This window comes from Pseudomonas sp. GL-RE-29 (genome assembly GCF_019947275.1).
Lineage (GTDB): Bacteria > Pseudomonadota > Gammaproteobacteria > Pseudomonadales > Pseudomonadaceae > Aquipseudomonas > Aquipseudomonas fluorescens_A.
In genome coordinates this window covers 72,175-91,392 of the sequence record NZ_JAGYGD010000003.1, presented here as the reverse complement: position 1 = coordinate 91,392, position 19,218 = coordinate 72,175, and the positions used below count along the sequence as shown (strand labels likewise).

Sequence of the window (19,218 nt, the reverse complement as noted above, 5' to 3'; positions counted from 1 at the left end):
AGAGAAGATTTATAGCTGTTTGCCGGACAATATCCAACAAAAAGCATGACTTATTTGCCTCGCCTGTAGCGCTGCCTTGCGCCAACCACATCCATACCCCTATCGTCATATGGGAAAATCATGACGCGCTGCAACCCGTCACCCCGGCATCGGCCAACGCCGGCTACTTGGTGTTGCTGGTGGTGTTCATCGTCACCGCGCCACTGCTGACCAATTCAATTCCGATCAACTTGCCAAAAACCGAATCGGTTGCACCGGTGAAGCAAAAGGATCCGCTGGTGGTGAGCATCGACGACAAGGGCAAGGTGTTCATCAACAAGGATGAAATCCAGCCGGATTTGCTGGAACCCAACCTCAAGGCAGCCAAGACCAAAGACGCCGAAGTCCGCGTGCAACTGCAGGCGGACAACGCTGTGAATTACGGCGAAGTAGCCCGGGCCATGGCGTCCATTGAACGCGCGGGGATTACCAAGCTCTCGGTGATCACCGCGAAATAGTTGAATGGTCGCTGAAGCCTGGCTCATCATCCTGAAGCGCCAGGTCATCAATTAGAGTCTGCGCCGGGTTGCGCTAACTCATCATGTCAAGGATAGTGCTGCGGCTAATCTGAGTCGCCAGCACAAGGGTGAACGGCTTTTGCCCTCGGATCGCGGCTAAAAAACAACTAAAATATTTCACTGTGGTGTCGATTCATCCATTCAGTTGCCGTCATGGCGACGCCACAAATCTGCCTGAATATTAGAAATTCATAGTATTGCGATCTTGTACTAGAGTCTTAGCTTGAGCGCTTTATTGGGCTGTGAAATGCCAAAGGCTTAATCATGCGCATAAAATTCCCCAGCCTCCCTGCCCTCGGTGTTTACCTCGCCCTTGCTTGCCTTTTTGCGGGCGCATGGCTCACCCACCCTGCCCCCAGCCATTCTTCCTTTGCCCGGATAAGTCCGGTATCGGCAGTGCCGGATACAGTGGTCAAGCCCATCTATACCAGCCGTTTCGCCTCCTCCGGGTTGGTGGACTTCGTGCACTCCTCGGCGGTCACTGCCTTGCCTGACGGGAGCCTGATGGCGGTCTGGTTTGCCGGCTCTCGCGAAGGCGCAGCCGATGTGCAGGTGCGCTCCGCACGTTTCGACGTGAGCACCGGCGAATGGGGACAGGAACAGGTGATGGCGACACGGGAGTCGACCCAGCAAAGCACTCGCAAATACATCCGAAAACTGGGCAACCCGGTGATCGCACTCGCGCCGGACAATCGCCTGTGGCTGTTCTACGTCTCCGTGTCCATGGGTGGCTGGGCCGGCAGTGCGGTCAATGTGATGGTGTCAGACGACTTCGGTGAGCATTGGTCGGCGCCGCGCCAATTGATCACTTCACCCTTTCTGAACATCAGCACCCTGGTCCGCTCGGCGCCGGTGTTTCATGTCGATGGCTCCATTGGCTTGCCGGTTTACCACGAGTTTCTCGGCAAGTTTGCCGAATACCTGTACTTGAGCGCAGACGGTGAGGTGATCGATAAATTCCGCATCAGCCACGGCAAAAACTCATTGCAACCGGCGATCGTTGCGCTGGATGGCCAGCGCGGTATTGCCTTCTTGCGCTATGCCGGCACGACCCACCACCGAGTCCTGGCGAGCCGCACTGAAGATGCCGGGCAAACCTGGAGCGAACCTTTTCCGCTCGTTCCTTCGAACCCCAACTCCTCGCTGGCGGCTGTGGCAACTCCCGACCAAAGATTGCTGGTCGCTCTCAATGACCTGCAAGAGGGACGCTTCAAGCTGAGCCTGTATGTCACCGATGCGAAGATGACCGATTGGCGCTTGTTGCACGATCTGGACAAATCACCGGATCCAGAGGGTGATCCGTTTTCACCCCTCGCCTACAAGGAAATCATCAAGATCGAGTTCCGAGGATCCAGCGGCAAACTCCGAGAACCGCTGGAGGCGCAATTCCTCGCCAACCTCGACAACCGTGTCTGCAAAAACCGAGGGTGTGAGTTTGAATATGAATACCCGTACTTCATTCGCAGTCCCGACGGGATGTATCACTTGGTTTATTCCTGGAACAACACTTTCATCAAACACGTCACCTTTAACGATGCCTGGCTGTCCGAGCGTCTCAAATGATTAGTCTGTGGCAAGCCCATGCAAGCTTCGCGATGATCATCTTTCTGATACTGCCGTCGTTTGGACTGAACAGGGGCTGGCGCATCGCGCTGCTGCTTGCATTACTGGCCATCAGCTTCATACCGCTGGGCGGGTTATCGCTGGCGGTTTACCTGCGCAGTCATATCGATGACCTTGCGATCACCTCCTTGGTGTTCATGGGCTGGGGGTGCTTGCGTCGACTGGGGATGTTGCCGCCTGCGCAACATGGGCAAACCAGCGTGTTGATTCTTTTCGCCGCGATGGCCCTGGTGCTCTATCCGGCGACCATGGGCCTGAGTGATCTGGACCCTTACCGATTGGGCTACAGTCCGCGTCCCTTGCTGATTTTCGTCGCGCTGCTGACGTTTGGTCTGTTTTACCTGCGCAATTACCTGGCCGTCGTGATGCTGGCTGGCGCGACCCTGGCCTTCGTCCTCGGCACCAAACCTTCGCACAACTATTGGGATTACCTGGTCGATCCGCTGCTGGGCCTGTATTGCTGCCTGGCACTACTGATGCTCGCGGCGCGCCGGGTTTATCGCCGACTTACCACGCTGCGCGGCTCAATGCGCAACGGATCCATTTGAATCAACGAATTTTTTAATAGGGAAACAGGCATGGCTTGGCTCAAATCGAGACGTCTGCATTATTGGCTGGGCGCAACAGCGATCGCGTTTGTGCTGTTTGCACTGCTGCGGGTGATGTTCTTTATCGGTTTTTCCGGTTTCGACGCCAACGCCCTGAGCGACGAGAACGTCCTGACAACCTTGGGCATCGGCTTTCGTTTCGACTTGCGCCTGGCCATTCTGGTGATGCTGCCGTTGGCGTTACTGGCCTGGTTCCCTCGCTGGAACCTTATCGGCAGCCGCTTTCTTCGACTCATCGCACGCCTGTATTTGGTGGTGGTCCTCAGCGCTGTGCTGCTGATCTACATCATCGATTTCGGTCATTACGCGTACCTTGGCGTCAGGATCAACGCGACCGTGTTGCGCTTCATCGAAGATGCGCAAATATCCCGCGACATGGTCTGGCAAACTTACCCGGTTATCTGGATTTCACTGGGCTGGCTGGCCACCGTCGCCTTCGTGACACTGGCCATAATACGTCTGGAACGCGTCACGCTGGATCGCCCCCGCACAGCCATTCACCCGCTCTCCGCGACATGGGGTGGTGCAGTGATGGTGGTGCTGGTGCTGCTGGGTATTCTGGGTCGTGTCGAACACTTGAACCTTGAAAACCCGGTGCCGCTGCGCTGGAGCGATGCGTTCTTCTCGGGCAATAACCAGATCGCCGCACTGGGCCTGAACCCGGTGATTTTCCTCTACGACACGGTCAAGGTCGGCCAGTCGCGTTACGACGAAGCGCAGGTGCGTGAACATTACGCGGTCATGGCCAGCTACCTGGGCGTCGACCAACCCGATCCGCAGACCCTGAACTTCGTCCGCCACCAGGCACCGCAACCCTACAAAGTGCCCGGATCGCGACAGCCGAACGTGATGTTCATCATGCTTGAGTCGCTGGGCACCAGCGCCGTCGGGGCCTATGGCAACCCGATTAATCCAACGCCCAACATCGATCGCCTGGCCACGCAGAGCTGGTTCTTCAAACACTTCTATGTACCGGTGACGGGCACTGCAAAAACTGTCTGGGCCAGCATCAGTGGGGTGCCGGACGTGACGCGACATGAAACCGCGACGCGCAATCCCCTGATCACCAAGCAAAACACGCTGATCAATGCCTTTAACGGTTACGAGAAGATTTACACCATTGGCGGCAACTCCGGTTGGGCCAACATGAACGCCCTGATCAGGCAAAGTATCGACGGCGTTCGCCTGTTCGATGAGCGCGACTGGAAGTCACCGGTGGTGGACGTCTGGGGCATTTCGGATCTGGACCTGTTCAAGGAAACCGACCAGATCCTGCAAGCGCTGCCCAAGGACAAACCGTTCTTCGCCTATGTGCAAACCGCCGGTAACCACCGTCCCTTCACCATTCCAAAGAGCAACGACGGATTCGAGGTCAAGCACCCTACCCTGGAGGAAGTCCAGGCCGCAGGTTCGCGCAGTGTCGACCAATACAACGCCGTGCGCCTGCTGGACTTCAATATCGGACGCTTGATGGAAATCGCCAAGGCCGGCGGCTGGTACGAAAACACCATTTTCGTGATGTTTGGCGACCACAACACCCGGATCGCCCAGATCCCTTTCCTGGCCCCGGCCTACGAGCAATTGGGTCTGGAAAGCAACGCGGTGCCGATGCTCATCCACGCGCCCGGCATGATCGGGACGCGCAAGGTAGAGGAAGCCGTTGGCCTGGTGGACTTGTTGCCAACCGTGGCCGGTATGGCCGGCATCGAGTTTCGCAACAGCGGCATGGGCCGTGACATCCAGCAGCCCGCACCCGAAGGGGAACGCGTGGTGCCCTTGGTATTGCGCGAAGGCACGTTCCCGTTGATTGCCGGCGTGACTCAGCACTACATGGTGCAGATGGAACACGACGGCAGCTCGCCAACTCTCCATGATCTGGCTTCACCGACACCGCTGGACAACGTTGCCAAGCAAAACCCCGAAGAGTTCAAACGACTCTCAACGTTGACCCGTGCCATGCATGAAACCTCGCGGTTGATGCTGTACCAGAACGTGCGAAAATAACGGCTTGCCCGTGGCAGGTAGCAGAGTGCTTAGCCAGCATTTTTGCTACCTGACCGGGACGAGTGAACTCTGCGCTTCACGATCAATGTCCGTCACCGTCGTTTTCTTGCGGAGAGTACAGGCCGCCGTTACCCAGGCACGCTCGGTACATCAAGCCCTACTTTCACCCGATCCAGCGCCACGATGGTCTTGAACCAGGTGACGTTGGGATTCTCAGCGAACAATCGCCGCGACAAGGCCTGATATTCCTGCATGCTGGCGACAGTCAGCACCAGGACGAAATCCACTTCGCCGGTGACGTAGTAGCACTGCTGAACTTCCGGCACCGCAAAGTGCATCTTCATCGCCTCCAGTGCCTCGATACTGGTGCGCTCGGCCATCACCTCCACAATGATCGTAATCGGCCGTCCTACTGCAGTAGGGTCGACGATGGCAACGTTGCCCGTGATAACGCCCCGCTCTTCCATTCGCTTGATACGCCGTTGAACGGCCGCCGTAGAGAGATTGACCTGCTCGGCCATCAGCCGCAGTGGTGTGGTGTTGTCGCGCTGGACGAGGTCGAGGATGGCACGGTCGAACTTGTCCAGCGGTTCAGCTGCAACGTGGTGTTTTGCCATGGTCGGCTCGCGAGAAATTTTCTCGAAAACTACCAGAAAACAGCGTCCCTTTATCTAGCCGCGAGAAATATTATCTTGCTCGCCGACTGCATTTGCAGCCTGGCGGGAGACTCACACAAGGATGGTATTGGCATGCTCGCACTGTTTCATCTTTCCCCTGTCTTGTTGGTAACGGCCATGCTCGTCGTGTTGCGCCGACCGCCGGTTCACGCCGCCATCGCAGGCACCCTTCTCGTCGTGGTGCTCTGGTTTGCCGGCGCGGCCGACGCGTGGCGCCCGGACAGCATGGTGGCCGCTGTTCAAGACACGGCCGTGCTGTTCGCCAGTACCGCATTCGTGATTGTGCCGGGTCTGGCCTTCGTGATTTTTATCGAACGCATGGGCGTCAATCTGGCGCTCAGCCAATGGGTGCGGTCACTGGGTCTGGGACGCGGCGATCAGGTTGTGTTCATCGTCCTCGGACTGGCTCCGTTGCTGGAAGCGATGACCGGCTTCGGCGTGTCTTTGATTGCCACGGTGCCACTGCTGCTCAGCCTCTTCGAGCGCCGGGTCGCGCTGCGAATAGCCCTGACCGGCATGGCGATCATGCCGTGGGGAACGTTGGGCCTGGCGTCGGTCATCGGCGCCTCGCTGGCTCACCTGGACGCCCCCGCGCTGGCTTCGACCTCGGCGCTGACCAGCGCACCGGTTTTTTTGGGCCTCAGTGCGATGGCGCTTTATCTGGCAGGCGTTCGCGAATCGCGAGAATGGAGGGCACTGGGCGCTTTCTGGCTGCTGTTTGTGGGCGTGCTTTACAGTGCCAGTCGATGGTTGGGACCGGAAGTGGCCGGCGTTGCCGCAGGCCTGTTGACGGCGGGCGTTGTACTCTCTGTCGGGTTATGGCGCCTGCGCCGCAGCGACAGCGAGCGCGGTTCAGTGCAATGGCCGCGTCAGGCATGGCCGTACCTGTTGCTGATTGTCTTCATTTTGGCGTTGAAGACGGTGTGGACGTTCACCGCCTGGCAAGACAGCTGGGTCGTACAGGGCGCCCAGGTTTCCTGGAAGCCACTGGCATCACCGGGTGTGGCGCTGATCCTGGTGCTGATTGGACTAGGGGTTCACACCCGCAATTCACAGCGCCCGACAGGGCCTGACATCAACCTGCCTGCCGCGTTGGCGGCACGGGTGAAGCGACCGTTGTTGACCATTTTCTTCTTTCTCGCGATGTCGCAAATGATGGTGAAGGCTGGCTTTTTGGCGGGTTTGATGCAATTGCTCGAAGGCCTGTCACCCACCGCTGCGACGTCGCTGGTTGCCATGCTTGGCGCACTGTCAGGCTACATGACCGGGTCGAATGTGGGCGGCAACGCGATTTTCATGCCGGCCATCGCGATGCTACCCGAGCCTTCTCGGCTATTGCTGGCAGCAGTCCAGAACAGCTCGGCAGGTCATGCAGCGTTGGGCTCCCTGTCGATCGTCATGCTGATTCTGGGACTCGCCAAAACCCAAGTCAGGGAAGAAGGCGAACTGGTACGGTTTGGCTTCGCGCTGGTTTGTCTTAATACCGCGCTAGTCGCGTTGGGCGCAGGATTGTTGAGTGGATGGGCATTGCATTGAGCAGCGTGTAGCGCCTGAAAAACGTTCTTCACGTGATCCCGCAACCACATAACGCGAAACCTGCAGGAGTCGCCTGGCTGGCGACGGACTCAACTATGACGCGTTCAACCTGTTCTCACGCGTCATCGTTAACGACCATCGCCAGCAAGCCGACTCCTGCAGGAAAGCGCATTCCGTTAGTCGTAAAACGGCTCAACCAACGCACGACTGCCGACAAAAAAGCTGTCGGCAACCAGTCGCAAGGGCTGGAGGTCCATGTCACTGGTTTTGCCTGCGATCAACTGTTGAAAATGTCGATACACCGCCGCGTATTCACCCTCCTCCGATACAACCTGGCGCACGCCGTCGATACTCAACAGGGCGCCACCGTTGTCCAGTCGCAGGACGCCTTCAGAGCAGCGAATCTCGATGCTCCAGAGTTCCTCATGACCGTGGTCGAAATCAAATTCCGCGCGCACATCAAGGTGATTTGCGTCAGACATTTTGATGGAAGCGGCAATCGGCGACTGGCAGTTGCTGGGGACGCGCAGTTCGGCGGATTCAACAAACAATGGCAGCGCCAACAGATGGGTAGCAATCGACAAGGCATTGATGCCCGGATCGAAGACGCCCAAACCGCCGGGTTGCCAGATCCAGGCCTGGCCGGGGTGCCACTTGCGCACGTCTTCCTTCCAATCGATCTGCACGCTTTGCAGGGTGCGGCTGGCCAGCCAGTCTCGGGCGGCTTCAATGCCGGGCGCGTAGCGTGAATGCCAGGCGAACAAACCGCTGACGCCTCGCTCCCCGGCTTGAGTGACCAATGCCATCGCTTCGCCCAGCGTGGCGCACGGCGGTTTCTCGACCAACACATGCTTGCCAGCGGCCAGCGCTTGTTGCACCAGGGCGAACCGTCCTTGCGGCGGCGTGCAAAACGCAATCGCATCGACCTGCGGGCCGTTTTCGAGCAACTCGCTCAAGGACTGAAAGTTCTCCACCCCGGCGCACGGCTGCCCTTGCGTTGCGACAGACACCAGTTGGAACGCGGGGTTGGCGTGGATAGCTGGAACGTGTTGATCCTGGGCAATCTTGCCGTAGCCCACCAGACCGAGACGGATCGGTTGCATCGATGACTCCTGATTTTTTGTACTTGTGTTGGAACACGAACGGGCAAGATTACGTTTGTATCGCAGGGAAGTCATTGATGATGTGTTCACGCGCGATCCGGCGCCCCGGCTTGACTCAGTGAACACCTTGAGATGAGTCATTTCCCTGTAGGAGCTGCAACGAGGCTGCGATCTTTTTAGAAGCAAGGTCAAAAGATCGCAGCCTGCGGCAGCTCCTACATGGGAACTCGGTTGTTTGAGGGGGCTAGAATGCCGTAAGGCCAGCTCCGCCATCCATTTCTTGAGTGAACGGCATTAATGCTCGAGAGCCCTGTCACCCAGACTTTGATTGAATCTCAAAAGATAGCCATCCGGATCCAGCACAAGGAAATTAAGCTCTCCGTGCTCGCGCTCGTTGTCCCGGTACCAGCACTCTTCAATGGGTCTGCGTAATTCCATGCCCACGTTTTCGATGGCCTTGGCCAACGCATTGATATCAGCGCACCGGATCGAAAGATTCATCCCTCGGCCATAGGGTGATTCCAGAGGACCAACCCGCCACGCGGACGCTTGCTGATCATCCTCTTCCAGCATCAATTGACTGCCTTGAAAAGAAAGGAAAGCGAATTTGTGTTCAGGCCTTTCGTATTCAACCTGAAAGCCCAGCACCTGGCAGTAGAACACCAGGCTTCGTTGCAAATCAGAGACAATCATCTCTGGAACCAATGGGTTCATCTTCATAAACGGACTCCTTGTCGTAGTCGCCAAAAATCACATCAACCCTTCTACCCGCAGTGCCTTTTGAACCGCAGGACGCTGGCGCACCCGATCGTACCAGCTCTGGAGATGACTCAGGCCATCGAAGTAAATGTCAGCGTTGTAACAGGACTTCAGCCAATCCGCTTGCGCCACGGACCTGTAGGAGCTGTCGAGTGAAACGAGGCTGCGATCTTTTGACCTTTAAAAACAGGCTAAAAAGATCGCAGGCACCGATGCATCTCCCATCACCTATCCCACCGAAGTCGCTCTTGCAGCCTGCACAGACTCACGGGATGTCACCAGACCGATAAAGGAGATCGCCAGAGCCAGGCCGATGGTTGTGCTCACTTCAGTACGGTGTTCGGGCGTGATCATCATCACTGCCAGCGCCGCGCAGATGAACAGAATGACCAGCCAGGTGAGCCACGGGAACAACCACATGCGAAAGGTCAGCTCGACCTTCTGCCGACGCAGCCTGCGCCGCATGCGCAACTGCGAGACGGCAATCGCCAGGTACACCAGCAAGGCAATCGCACCTGAACTGGCGAGCAGGAACTCGAACAGGCCGGCGGGCATGAAGTAACTGAACACGGTGATACCCGCGCCCAACACTGTGCTGGCAATTACCGCCGCCCTCGGCACGCCTGCCGACGATGTCACCTTCAACGACTTTGGCGCATCGCCACGACGTCCCAGCGAGTACAGCATCCGCGAAGAAATGTAGATCGAGGAGTTCATGCAACTGGCCACGGCAATCAACACCACCACATCCACCATGAACTTGGCGTGGGGAATGTTCATGAGCTCCAGTGCGCGTTGGTAGGAGCCCACCGAAGCCAGCAGTGGATCGTTCCAGGGAACCACGGAAATCACCACGAAAATGGACAACAGGTAGAACACCCCGATGCGCCAGATCACCGAACGCGTAGCCTTGGCAATATTTTGCGCGGGGTTACTGGATTCGGCGGCGGCGATGGTGACCGCTTCGGTGCCGATGAAGCTGAACATGATGGTAATGAAAGCGCCCACCACAGCAGACAAACCGTTGGGGGCGAAGCCGCCATGTTCCTCCATCAGCCGACTGAGACCGCTGGCTTCACGTTCGGGAATCCGGCCCATCAATACCGCGAAACCCAAGGCGATAAAACCGATGATCGCCACAACCTTGGCCATGGCGAACCAGAATTCGAACTCGCCGTATTTGGACACGCTGAACAGGTTGGTCACGACCAAAGCAATGATCGATGCCAAGGCGAACAGCCACGCATCGATCTGGGGAAACCACTGGTTCAGTACATGGCCGGCAGCCAGCGCCTCGATGGGAATCACCAGGACCCAGAACCACCAGTAGAGCCAACCGATGGTGAAGCCGGCCCAGCGCCCGATGGCCTGGTCGGCATAGGTAGAGAAAGATCCGGTATCGGGGTTGGCCACCGCCATTTCCCCCAACATGCGCATGACCAGGACGACCAACAGGCCGGAGAACAGATAGGCCAGCAAGACGGCCGGGCCAGCCGCCGCGATGGCATGCCCCGACCCGACGAACAATCCGGCGCCGATGATGCCGGCGATGGAAAGCATTGTGACGTGACGAGGCTTGAAGCCCTGCGCCAATTGGCCATTCGAATCCTTGGAGCTCGGGCTAATCATTGGTTTTATTCTCCGGTGATCGACATTCAAGCGTACTGACTGAGGGTCAGGCGATCATCGTTGCTTCCTGCTGCCCCTCCTGAAAGCGGCACTCCTCAACGCTACTGTGCTTGTCAAATCGGTGATCGCGATGCGGGCACCACGGCGAAAAGACGCGTCACCTTACCCGGCTTGTCCGACAAATCAGTTACCTGATCACGCCTCCTCCGTGCCTGATCTCGACACTGGCGAACTTTTCGTTCACGACCAGCACCCATGAGTCACCACCAACGTCGAGCAGAAAAATGCCATCGTTCACTTAAAACTTTTCGCTTCACTGAGCGTCCTCTTCTTTAATGCTGCTGACATGGTTTTACAACGCCAGACAACTGGCCTCAACTAAGGGAATGGATATGACCTTTTTTGTTTTTCTTCTAGCCTGCGGTGCTGCGGCAAGCACAGGTCTCATGTTCCAACCGGGCCAGTGGTACGAATCTCTCGCCAAACCCGGCTTCACACCGCCCAAGTGGGCGTTTCCGGTAGCCTGGACGACCATCTATCTGCTGCTCGCTTGGGCCGGGTACCGGTTGACGCTGATACCTGGAAGTCAGCTCGTGCTGGCTTTATGGGCAGCGCAGATTGCGCTTAATACGTTATGGACACCGGTGTTCTTCGGCGCGCACCGCCTGTTCGCCGCGATGGTAATCCTGACGGTACTTTGGCTTGTGGTCGCCACCATGGTGGTGATGGCGATGCGGCTAGACGTGATCACAGGCTTGATCCTGCTTCCCTACCTTGCATGGCTTTGTGTCGCCGCCGCGTTGAATTTTTCCATCTGGCGCAATAACCGCTGACGAAGAAACTGCGAACGGGGTACTGAATCGACTGGGCCCGCTGGCGAGCGGGTCCAGGCGCAAGTGGCCCATTTCCGCTGGTCTTGCAATCTGCCGTCTACGCTTGCCGGAACGCAAGGTCACAGGAGGTGATATGAGCAACACATGGCGATCACGCTGACAAACCCAGTGAGCTGACCAAATGTGATTTCCCTTCAATTAGTCCCTTCCCGCACTGCCCGCCTGACCTCAGCCTGTATGGCATAGGCCGGCGCCTCCACCGCATTGAAATCCTGTGTATAGCGCTGGGCAAAACCCTCTACTCCCCATTCCTGGTACTGCTGCACATGCTTGAGTTCGTGCGCCCAGAGCGCGACGTTCTGTTCTGCACTTTGAGCGTCGCGGAAAAGGATGATGTCGATCAGCGTCACGGCACCGACATCGGGGTTTTGCAGCATGGCGGTGGCCGCACTGAACTGGCCGTTGTCGCTGACTTTGTAGCGCGCGGCATCAAGAACGCTGGGGGCGTACCAGCGCAGCAATTGCTCGCGGATAGGCGCTGGAATGGGTTGGATGTCGGCGATGGCTGCTTCGGCGCGGGCTTGGGTCAGCCACATCGCCAGGGCAGGTGCCGCGATCTGGTAGATGTCGTCAGGCAAGGGACCGAGCAGCGGGCCCAGGTCGGGCAGGCAGATGCAGCCGTCCAGGCAGACTTGTTTTTCGCCAGCCGGGCAGGCGTCGGTCTGGGCTCGCGCTTCAAGCGTCAGGCAAAGCACAAACAGCGCCATCAGGCGCGTGATGTTGGACTGCATGGAGCGCTCCATGAACGGCAGCAGCGTGGAACTGAACGAAGACCCGCATCACCTCAGCGTATCCCATCGGTCTCTTCACTGAACTTTATTATCCCGTCCGCGACCGAGATCCGTTGCAATCAATGCCCCACCACTCTGGCTCGATTCATGCCTGCCTCAACTGCATGAAGTCGGTACTGACTATGTGGATGACACTTTTGAAGTGAGCCACCTGAACCCCGCCCCGGATAATCGGAAGCTTACTGATGGACTGTCGAGGTCAAGCATGACGAACGCAACTACAGAGCAAGTCAGCCCGAAAACACTGAGAAAAGTGATCGTGGCCGCAGGGATCGGCAATTTCGTCGAATGGTTCGACTTCGCCGTTTATGGCTTCCTGGCCACGACCATCGCCCAGCAATTTTTCCCCAGCGGCGATGCCAGTGCCGCGCTACTCAAGACCTTTGCAGTATTTGCCGTGGCTTTTGCGTTTCGACCTCTCGGCGGGATTTTCTTCGGCATGCTGGGCGACAGGATCGGTCGCAAGCGCACCCTTGCCATGACCATTTTGCTGATGGCCGGCGCGACGACCTTGATCGGTCTGCTGCCCACTTACGCCGCGATCGGGGTCATGGCGCCGATTCTTCTTTCATTGATCCGTTGCGCCCAAGGCTTTTCCGCCGGGGGAGAATACGCAGGTGCGTGTGCCTACCTGATGGAGCATGCGCCCAGTGATAAACGCGCCTGGTACGGCAGCTTCATTCCAGTGTCGACATTTTCTGCCTTCGCCGCGGCAGCCGTGGTGGCTTATGCACTCGAAGCGTCGTTATCGGCAGAAGCAATGGGCAGTTGGGGCTGGCGCCTGCCGTTTCTGATCGCCGCGCCGCTGGGCCTGGTGGGTCTTTACTTGCGCTGGAAACTCGATGAGACACCGGCATTCCAGGCGGTGACCAAGGAACATGCCGTCGCCCATTCGCCACTGAAGGAAACGTTGCGCAACCATGGTGCGGCGATCTGCTGCCTGGGCGCTTTTGTGTCACTCACGGCACTCTCGTTTTATATGTTCACCACTTACTTCGCTACTTACCTGCAAGTTGCCGGCGGCTTGAGTCGCGCCACTGCATTGCTGGTTTCACTGATCGCATTGCTGTTCGCTGCTGCGATCTGTCCTTTGGCCGGGCTTTATTCGGATCGGGTCGGACGTCGAATGACGGTGATGACCGCGTGCGCGCTGTTGATTGTGGCCGTGTATCCATCGTTCCTGATGGCCAGCTCTGGCTCGTTCGCAGCATCCGTCGTCGGCGTTATGTTGTTGGCGGTTGGCGCGGTGTTGTGCGGCGTGGTGACGGCGGCGTTGCTCTCGGAAACGTTCCCTACCCGTACGCGATACACCGCTTCGGCTATCACCTACAACATGGCTTATACGATTTTCGGCGGTACCGCGCCGCTGGTGGCTACGTGGCTGATCAGCACCACCGGCAGCAACTTGTCGCCGGCGTTCTATCTGATCGCGATTGCATTGCTCGCGCTGGCGGGTGGACTGGCATTGCCGGAGACCTCGAGGATTTCCCTGCATGATGTTTCGACGCAGGAAAAAGGCGTAGGCGTGAATGCGGCAGCCTGAACGAGACGATTAAAACCAGCGGACACATACTTCCTGACATGAATCTTATAGCGTCGACAAACTTCTTGAAGGTTGTCGACGTTTTCCTGACGTCATTTTAAGAACAACACTTTAAAACAGGCACCATGCGTTAATAATTTTGTTGGGATCGGCGCGTATTTTAGCTACCCTAACGGATTGCTTGTCCGAAAAATGATGAGGGGTTCCGATGTCAGCTGCGCTGAAGGCGATCGCTAGTTCGAATGTGCTAATCGTTATCCCTAGCGTGCGCTTTTCTCGGCAAGGCGACCTTCTATTTCTTGACATAAAAGCAGTTGAAGGACTGCGTTTATACGCCAAGTTGTGGCCTGGTTTGGTACGATGCCTTTTAAGGTCCGGACCGACAAGCTCAATCGGCTATGGAAAGCTCTATCACCCAAGTGAACTCCCCTTCGAAGTTCATGAAATTCATGATGACATCTCAAAATCCAAGCAACTGCTGGACAATAGCGCCGTAATTCTAGCGTCCGGCGACAACTTCCACGACCTCCCCATATATAAAACAACAAAAACACCAGTAGTGTTCGTCATTGAGTACGACTTGAATACAAGACTCAAAATAATTGATCTCGAAACTACTGGAACATTTAAAAAACTGAAGTCCGCCGTCTGGAATTTAAAAACGGAGTTCATACGGCGACGCGCGTTTCGCCATGCTGCCGGATTACAGGCCAATGGTACGCCTGCTCATAACTTATATGGGCCATCTACAAAATCTTCACTTTTATATTTCGATAGCAGAATTACCGAGAGTGACGCTGTTTCACTAAATGAAATTTCCGAGAAGAAAGCTTCGGTGCTCGGTGGCGCTCCTCTTCGGCTGGCTTTCTCCGGGCGATTGATTGCAATGAAAGGAGCGGATCATCTGGTGCCGATCGCTCTGGCGCTCGCAAATCGAGGCGTTAAATTTACCCTTGATATCTATGGACACGGCCCGCTTTCTGAATCAATCAGGAGCAGCATTCAAAGCTCCGGAATGGAAGACTTTATAACACTGGCAGGGCCGGTCCCATTCGCCGAGGAACTTGTACCGAATCTCAAGTCGCGTGTAGACATATTTCTGTGCGCCCATACTCAAGCCGACCCCTCTTGTACGTACTTGGAGACGATGGGATGCGGGGTTCCGATTGTCGGCTATAACAATGATGCGTTTACTGGCGTGCTGGCACTTGGTGGCGGCGGTCTGGCCAGCCCCATGGGCAAGCCGGAGGAAATCGCCGAAGCCATTGTCGAACTCGATCACGATCGAGTGAGGCTCGCCTCGCTTATTGATGAGGCGGCAGCGCTTTCATCCAATCACACGTTCGAAAAAACCTTCGCGTGCCGTATAAATCATCTTCGATCCATTGCAGGAATATGAAGGTTAGATAGAGTCCCAAGCTGCCAACGGATTAGGGTAAAACCAGAGCAGCTGTTTCGCCCCCCGCGTTTCTGTCGACGACCGTCACAAAAAATCAAAATTGCCATGTGTTTCCCTCGACCCTTGATACGTCGCAGTTCTTCACTGCCCGTTCTGTTTGTCTGGAGTTTTCTCAATGCCCTCGCCCAAATCCCTGCCCACTGCACTGCTGGGCCTGGCCCTTGCCTGTCCGGCCATGGTCGAAGCCCAAGGCATTGAACTGGGACAAGTGCTGATCGGGGCTGAGGACCGCAGCGGCGAAGATGTGTCGATCGAGGACGCCAAGGTCCGTCTTGCCCAGGTGCCCGGCGGCAGCAACGTGGTCGACATGCGCCGCCCCCTGCAGGGCCGTGTGGCCAGCAACCAGGATGTATTGGCCTATCAGCCAGGCATTTATGCCCAGTCTGCCGGCAACGAAGGGGTGAAGATCTCGATCCGTGGCTCGGGGATCAACCGCGCGCCGGGTGCCCACGCCTCGGGTTTGTACACCATGCTCGACGGCCTGCCTCTCTCTGGCCCGGGCGGCACACCTTATGAACTGCTGGAACCGCTGTGGCTCGATCACGTGGAAGTGCTGCGTGGCGCCAACGGTTTCGACCGGGGCGCCCTCGCCTTGGGCGGCGCCATCGATTACGTCAGCCACACGGGCTACAACGCACCACGGTTGCAGGTGCGCTACGCGATGGGCAGCCACGGCTATGTTCAGCGCCAGGTCAGCTCCGGGCAGGTGCTGGGCGATTTCGACTACTACGTGGCGATGACCGACGCCAGTTCCGATGGCTATCAGGACCACACGGCCAGCGAGAGCCAGGGCACAATCTTCAACGTCGGTTATCGCTTCAACCCGAACCTGGAAACGCGCTTTTACCTGCGCTATCGCGAGACCGACAACGACCTCGCCGGGCGCGTGACCAAGCACTCCATCGAACACGACCCACGGGCGGCCAACCCCGCTTACGTATCGCGGGACGACAGCCGCAAGCAGCCGGGCAGCACCTTTTTCGGCAACAAGACCACCTACTACATCGATGACGATTCAAGCATCCAGACCGGTCTTGTCTACCACGACTATCCCATGGATCTGCGTGAGGGTCCCAACCGCCTGAAGGTGGCGTACACGGATGTCAGCGGTACGTTCGACTACAAGCGTCGCGACACGCTCTGGGGTCTGGAAAGCAATAGCACGCTGGGTTTGCGCGTGACCAAACACCTGCCCAATGCCGGCGCCAGCGAGTTGGTGCGCATCCCCACCGGCAACACCGCCGGCTACGCGCCGGGCACGCACATGCGCAACTTCACCTATCAGGGCTCGGACACGGTCCTGCATGTTGGCAATGACCTGGAGATCGCCGACGACCTGTGGCTGACCACCGGCCTTGCCGCGATCTACACCCGCCGCGAAAGTGAAGTCACGTACCCGCAATCGGGCGGCAAGACCAGCCTCAACGATTGGGACTACGCGCCACGCGTGGGCCTGCGCTATCAACTGACACCTGACCTGCAACTGTTCGGCAACCTCAGTCGCTCGGTCGAGGCGCCACATCCGTGGTCACTGATCTACAGTTCCAACATTCGATTCCCGGCCGGCAACGGCCCCGCTACAGGCACCCAAAGCGACCCGATCGAGTTGCAAAACCAGACGGCTACCACCCTGGAAATCGGTGGTCGTGGTGACAGCGCAATGGGCCAATGGAGCCTGGCCTGGTATTACGCGCAAGTGCAGCACGAGTTGCTTTCGGTGTTGCCGGATGCCAACGCCACCACGCCCTACGAGCTCAACGCCAGCCCGACCGTGCACCAAGGCGTGGAAGCCAGCCTCGAAAGCAACCTGTGGTCGCGGGCCGACGGTGGCCAATTGAACCTGCGTCAGAGCTATACCTTCAGTGACTTCCACTACCGTGACGACGACCGTTTCGGCGACAACCGCTTGCCTGGCCTGCCGATGCACTACTACCAGGGCGAACTGCGCTACGACTGGCCAATGGGCTTCTTCGCTGCGCTCAACACGCAGCTCCTGTCCAAGGTTGCGGTGGATTACGCCAACAGCTACTACGCCGATCCGTACGCGCTGTTCGGCGCCACGCTCGGTTACAACTCGCCCAAGGGCGACTGGCAGACCTGGCTGGACCTGCGCAACCTGACCGACAAGCACTACGCCGCCACCGTCACGCCGGGCTATGACGACAAAGGGCTGGATGCGGCACGCTCCACACCGGGTGAAGGTTTCGGGGTGTATGCCGGGGTGTCGTGGAGTTTGCTCTGACAACCTGACGGTCTGGTATTCCGGGCGCGACGACCGGAAAATTTCGGCACGCTGCGCCGGAACCGGGCTTTACTGGAAGAAGGTGCGCAGATGGCCGTGGGCTGCATGCTCCCGGCATCGGGCAAGCACCGTAACTGCCTGCGAATGAACCGGACAACTAAGTCGCACCCATTGGCGGGCGCCCGAGGTCAATACAACACCCGTCGAGGGTGAGGACGAGCCATTTGCGCATGTCCCGGTTCATCCCCGCCATGCTGCTCGCACTGCTGCTCGCCGGCTGCGCCACCACGCCTTTGCCCCATGAGTTCAGCGAGGCCATACCTGCCAGCGATTCGGCGTTCGGGCGTTCGATCCAGTCCCAGGCTGCCCCGCATGAGGGCCGTTCGGGCTTTCGCCTGTTGCCTAACAGCAGTGAAGCGTTCCGCGCGCGTGCCGAGTTGATCCGCAATGCGCAGAAAAGCATCGATGTGCAGTACTACATCGTGCATAACGGGCTCAGCACCCGGGCATTGGTCCGTGAAATTCTGCTGGCCGCCGATCGCGGCGTACGCATTCGCATACTGCTCGATGACACCGCCACCGACGGCCAGGAAGAAGTCATCGCGACCCTCGCCGTGCACCCGAATATTTACATCCGTGTCTTCAACCCTCTGCATCTCGGGCGCAGCACCCTGGTTACCCGAACCATGGGCCGCCTGCTCGATCTTTCCCAACAGCACCGGCGCATGCACAACAAATTATGGCTGGCCGACAACAGCGCGGCGATCGTCGGCGGACGCAACCTGGGCGATGAATACTTCGACGCCAAACCCGATCTCAACTTCACCGACATGGACCTGCTGTGCTTCGGCCCGGTTGCCGAGCAGTTGGGCCACAGCTTCGATCAGTACTGGAACAGCGCCCTGAGCCAGCCGATCAGTGACTTCCTGCTCAACAAGCCAACAGCCGAGGACTTGGCCAAGAGCCGCCAACGCCTGGAGCAATCGCTGCAAAGCACGCGGATCGAAAACAACGCCCTGTTCGACCACCTCATGACCTACCGGACCCAACCGCAACTCGCGACCTGGCGCCAGCAGCTTATCTGGGCGCATAGCAAAGCGATGTGGGACGCGCCGAGCAAAGTACTGGCCGACGGCGAACCGGCCCTCGCGCTGGTGATGTCGACGCAACTGCGGCCCGAACTCGACAGCGTCAACAAGGAGCTGATCCTGATTTCGGCCTATTTCGTCCCGCAGCAACCAGGCATGCGCTACCTGCTCGGGCGTGCCGATGCCGGCGTCGATGTGCGCCTGCTGACTAACTCACTGGAAGCCACCGATGTGCCGGCGGTGCACGGCGGTTATGCGCCCTACCGCAAAACCCTGCTCGAACATGGCGTGAAACTCTATGAACTGCGGCGCCAGCCGGACGACCCCGGTGGTGGTTCGTCCTTTGGTTTCAGTGGTGGTTCGGACTCCAGCTTGCACACCAAAGCCATGATCCTCGACAAGCAGAAGGTGTTCATCGGCTCCTTCAATTTCGACCCGCGCTCGGTGTTCTGGAACACCGAAGTCGGGGTGCTGGTGGACAGCCCTGAACTGGCCGGCTACCTGCGCAAGCTGGCGCATGAGGGCATGGCGCCAGCCGTCAGTTACCAGGCCCGCCTGGAAAACGGCGAAATCGTCTGGATCGCTGAAGACGACGGCCGCCTGTATACCCTGCGCAAGGAGCCCGGCGGTAAATGGCGTAGCTTCAAAGCCTGGCTCAGCGACACAATCGGCCTGGAGAAAATGCTCTAGATCGGGGCCGACAACT

General features: G+C 58.0%; 16 protein-coding genes. 10 read left to right on the top strand and 6 right to left on the bottom strand.

Annotation, left to right across the window (positions count from 1 at the left end):
- Positions 1–50: 50 nt before the first annotated feature.
- Entirely contained in the window at positions 51–122 is a 72-nt protein-coding gene (locus KGB21_RS29545; protein WP_223503941.1) for a DUF3885 domain-containing protein, read from the bottom strand.
- On the opposite strand from KGB21_RS29545, the gene KGB21_RS03850 reads away from it, so the two are divergent.
- The 4 genes from KGB21_RS03850 to KGB21_RS03835 all read left to right on the top strand — a co-directional run bounded on the left by KGB21_RS03850 (position 108) and on the right by KGB21_RS03835 (position 4,792).
- Positions 108–497 (top strand): ExbD/TolR family protein, encoded by a 390-nt coding sequence (locus tag KGB21_RS03850; protein ID WP_223503939.1) that lies wholly within the window; start codon positions 108–110, stop codon positions 495–497. The genes KGB21_RS29545 and KGB21_RS03850 overlap by 15 nt on opposite strands.
- A 324-nt stretch (positions 498–821) precedes the next feature.
- Positions 822–2,120: a sialidase family protein gene (locus KGB21_RS03845; protein WP_223503652.1), complete on the top strand. Its 1,299-nt coding sequence runs from the start codon at positions 822–824 to the stop codon at positions 2,118–2,120.
- Positions 2,117–2,728 carry a hypothetical protein gene (locus KGB21_RS03840; protein ID WP_223503650.1) on the top strand — a complete coding sequence of 204 codons (612 nt, stop codon included), beginning with the start codon at positions 2,117–2,119 and terminating at the stop codon, positions 2,726–2,728. Before KGB21_RS03845 ends, KGB21_RS03840 begins: the two co-directional genes overlap by 4 nt.
- Before the next feature lie 30 nt (positions 2,729–2,758).
- Positions 2,759–4,792, top strand: coding sequence for an LTA synthase family protein (locus KGB21_RS03835; RefSeq protein WP_223503649.1), 2,034 nt, complete (start codon positions 2,759–2,761; stop codon positions 4,790–4,792).
- A gap of 128 nt (positions 4,793–4,920) precedes the next feature.
- Here KGB21_RS03835 and KGB21_RS03830 read toward each other — a convergent pair whose 3' ends face one another.
- On the bottom strand, positions 4,921–5,409 hold the full coding sequence (locus KGB21_RS03830; RefSeq protein ID WP_034151426.1) for an Lrp/AsnC family transcriptional regulator: 489 nt from the start codon (positions 5,407–5,409) through the stop codon (positions 4,921–4,923).
- Between the two features lie 132 nt (positions 5,410–5,541).
- Between KGB21_RS03830 and KGB21_RS03825 the strand changes: the two genes are divergently transcribed.
- A complete protein-coding gene (locus KGB21_RS03825) occupies positions 5,542–7,005 on the top strand; it encodes an L-lactate permease (protein ID WP_223503647.1) in 1,464 nt (487 codons plus the stop codon).
- Positions 7,006–7,181: 176 nt separating this feature from the next.
- On the opposite strand, the gene KGB21_RS03820 is transcribed toward KGB21_RS03825, so the two are convergent.
- From KGB21_RS03820 to gabP, 3 genes are all read right to left on the bottom strand, one after another.
- On the bottom strand, positions 7,182–8,108 hold the full coding sequence (locus tag KGB21_RS03820) for a Gfo/Idh/MocA family protein (protein ID WP_223503645.1): 927 nt from the start codon (positions 8,106–8,108) through the stop codon (positions 7,182–7,184).
- Positions 8,109–8,402: 294 nt separating this feature from the next.
- A complete protein-coding gene (locus KGB21_RS03815) occupies positions 8,403–8,828 on the bottom strand; it encodes a bleomycin resistance protein (RefSeq protein ID WP_223503643.1) in 426 nt (141 codons plus the stop codon).
- 267 nt (positions 8,829–9,095) lie between these two features.
- Positions 9,096–10,496, bottom strand: a complete 1,401-nt coding sequence (gene gabP / locus KGB21_RS03810) for a GABA permease (RefSeq protein WP_223503642.1) — start codon at positions 10,494–10,496, stop codon at positions 9,096–9,098.
- A gap of 392 nt (positions 10,497–10,888) precedes the next feature.
- Between gabP and tspO the strand changes: the two genes are divergently transcribed.
- On the top strand, positions 10,889–11,329 hold the full coding sequence (gene tspO, locus KGB21_RS03805; RefSeq protein ID WP_223503640.1) for a tryptophan-rich sensory protein TspO: 441 nt from the start codon (positions 10,889–10,891) through the stop codon (positions 11,327–11,329).
- Between the two features lie 194 nt (positions 11,330–11,523).
- Here tspO and KGB21_RS03800 read toward each other — a convergent pair whose 3' ends face one another.
- Complete coding sequence (locus tag KGB21_RS03800; protein ID WP_223503638.1) at positions 11,524–12,120, bottom strand: DUF4157 domain-containing protein; 597 nt, start codon at positions 12,118–12,120, stop codon at positions 11,524–11,526.
- Between the two features lie 265 nt (positions 12,121–12,385).
- Between KGB21_RS03800 and KGB21_RS03795 the strand changes: the two genes are divergently transcribed.
- The 4 genes from KGB21_RS03795 (at position 12,386) to KGB21_RS03780 (ending at position 19,202) form a co-directional block, all read left to right on the top strand.
- A complete protein-coding gene (locus KGB21_RS03795; RefSeq protein ID WP_034151420.1) occupies positions 12,386–13,723 on the top strand; it encodes an MFS transporter in 1,338 nt (445 codons plus the stop codon).
- 208 nt (positions 13,724–13,931) lie between these two features.
- Positions 13,932–15,122, top strand: coding sequence for a glycosyltransferase (locus tag KGB21_RS03790; RefSeq protein WP_223503636.1), 1,191 nt, complete (start codon positions 13,932–13,934; stop codon positions 15,120–15,122).
- A 175-nt stretch (positions 15,123–15,297) separates the two neighbouring features.
- Positions 15,298–17,424, top strand: coding sequence for a TonB-dependent receptor family protein (locus tag KGB21_RS03785; protein ID WP_223503635.1), 2,127 nt, complete (start codon positions 15,298–15,300; stop codon positions 17,422–17,424).
- Between the two features lie 230 nt (positions 17,425–17,654).
- On the top strand, positions 17,655–19,202 hold the full coding sequence (locus KGB21_RS03780; RefSeq protein WP_223503633.1) for a phospholipase D family protein: 1,548 nt from the start codon (positions 17,655–17,657) through the stop codon (positions 19,200–19,202).
- Positions 19,203–19,218 lie beyond the last annotated feature (16 nt).

Bases quoted from the DNA above. Each gene is read 5' to 3' on its own strand.
- KGB21_RS03845 (WP_223503652.1), top strand. From the start codon at position 822: ATGCGCATAAAATTCCCCAGCCTCCCTGCCCTCGGTGTTTACCTCGCC.
- KGB21_RS03840 (WP_223503650.1), top strand. From the start codon at position 2,117: ATGATTAGTCTGTGGCAAGCCCATGCAAGCTTCGCGATGATCATCTTT.
- KGB21_RS03835 (WP_223503649.1), top strand. From the start codon at position 2,759: ATGGCTTGGCTCAAATCGAGACGTCTGCATTATTGGCTGGGCGCAACA.
- KGB21_RS03830 (WP_034151426.1), bottom strand. From the start codon at position 5,409: ATGGCAAAACACCACGTTGCAGCTGAACCGCTGGACAAGTTCGACCGT.
- KGB21_RS03825 (WP_223503647.1), top strand. From the start codon at position 5,542: ATGCTCGCACTGTTTCATCTTTCCCCTGTCTTGTTGGTAACGGCCATG.
- KGB21_RS03820 (WP_223503645.1), bottom strand. From the start codon at position 8,108: ATGCAACCGATCCGTCTCGGTCTGGTGGGCTACGGCAAGATTGCCCAG.
- KGB21_RS03815 (WP_223503643.1), bottom strand. From the start codon at position 8,828: ATGAAGATGAACCCATTGGTTCCAGAGATGATTGTCTCTGATTTGCAA.
- gabP (WP_223503642.1), bottom strand. From the start codon at position 10,496: ATGATTAGCCCGAGCTCCAAGGATTCGAATGGCCAATTGGCGCAGGGC.
- tspO (WP_223503640.1), top strand. From the start codon at position 10,889: ATGACCTTTTTTGTTTTTCTTCTAGCCTGCGGTGCTGCGGCAAGCACA.
- KGB21_RS03800 (WP_223503638.1), bottom strand. From the start codon at position 12,120: ATGCAGTCCAACATCACGCGCCTGATGGCGCTGTTTGTGCTTTGCCTG.
- KGB21_RS03795 (WP_034151420.1), top strand. From the start codon at position 12,386: ATGACGAACGCAACTACAGAGCAAGTCAGCCCGAAAACACTGAGAAAA.
- KGB21_RS03790 (WP_223503636.1), top strand. From the start codon at position 13,932: ATGTCAGCTGCGCTGAAGGCGATCGCTAGTTCGAATGTGCTAATCGTT.
- KGB21_RS03785 (WP_223503635.1), top strand. From the start codon at position 15,298: ATGCCCTCGCCCAAATCCCTGCCCACTGCACTGCTGGGCCTGGCCCTT.
- KGB21_RS03780 (WP_223503633.1), top strand. From the start codon at position 17,655: ATGTCCCGGTTCATCCCCGCCATGCTGCTCGCACTGCTGCTCGCCGGC.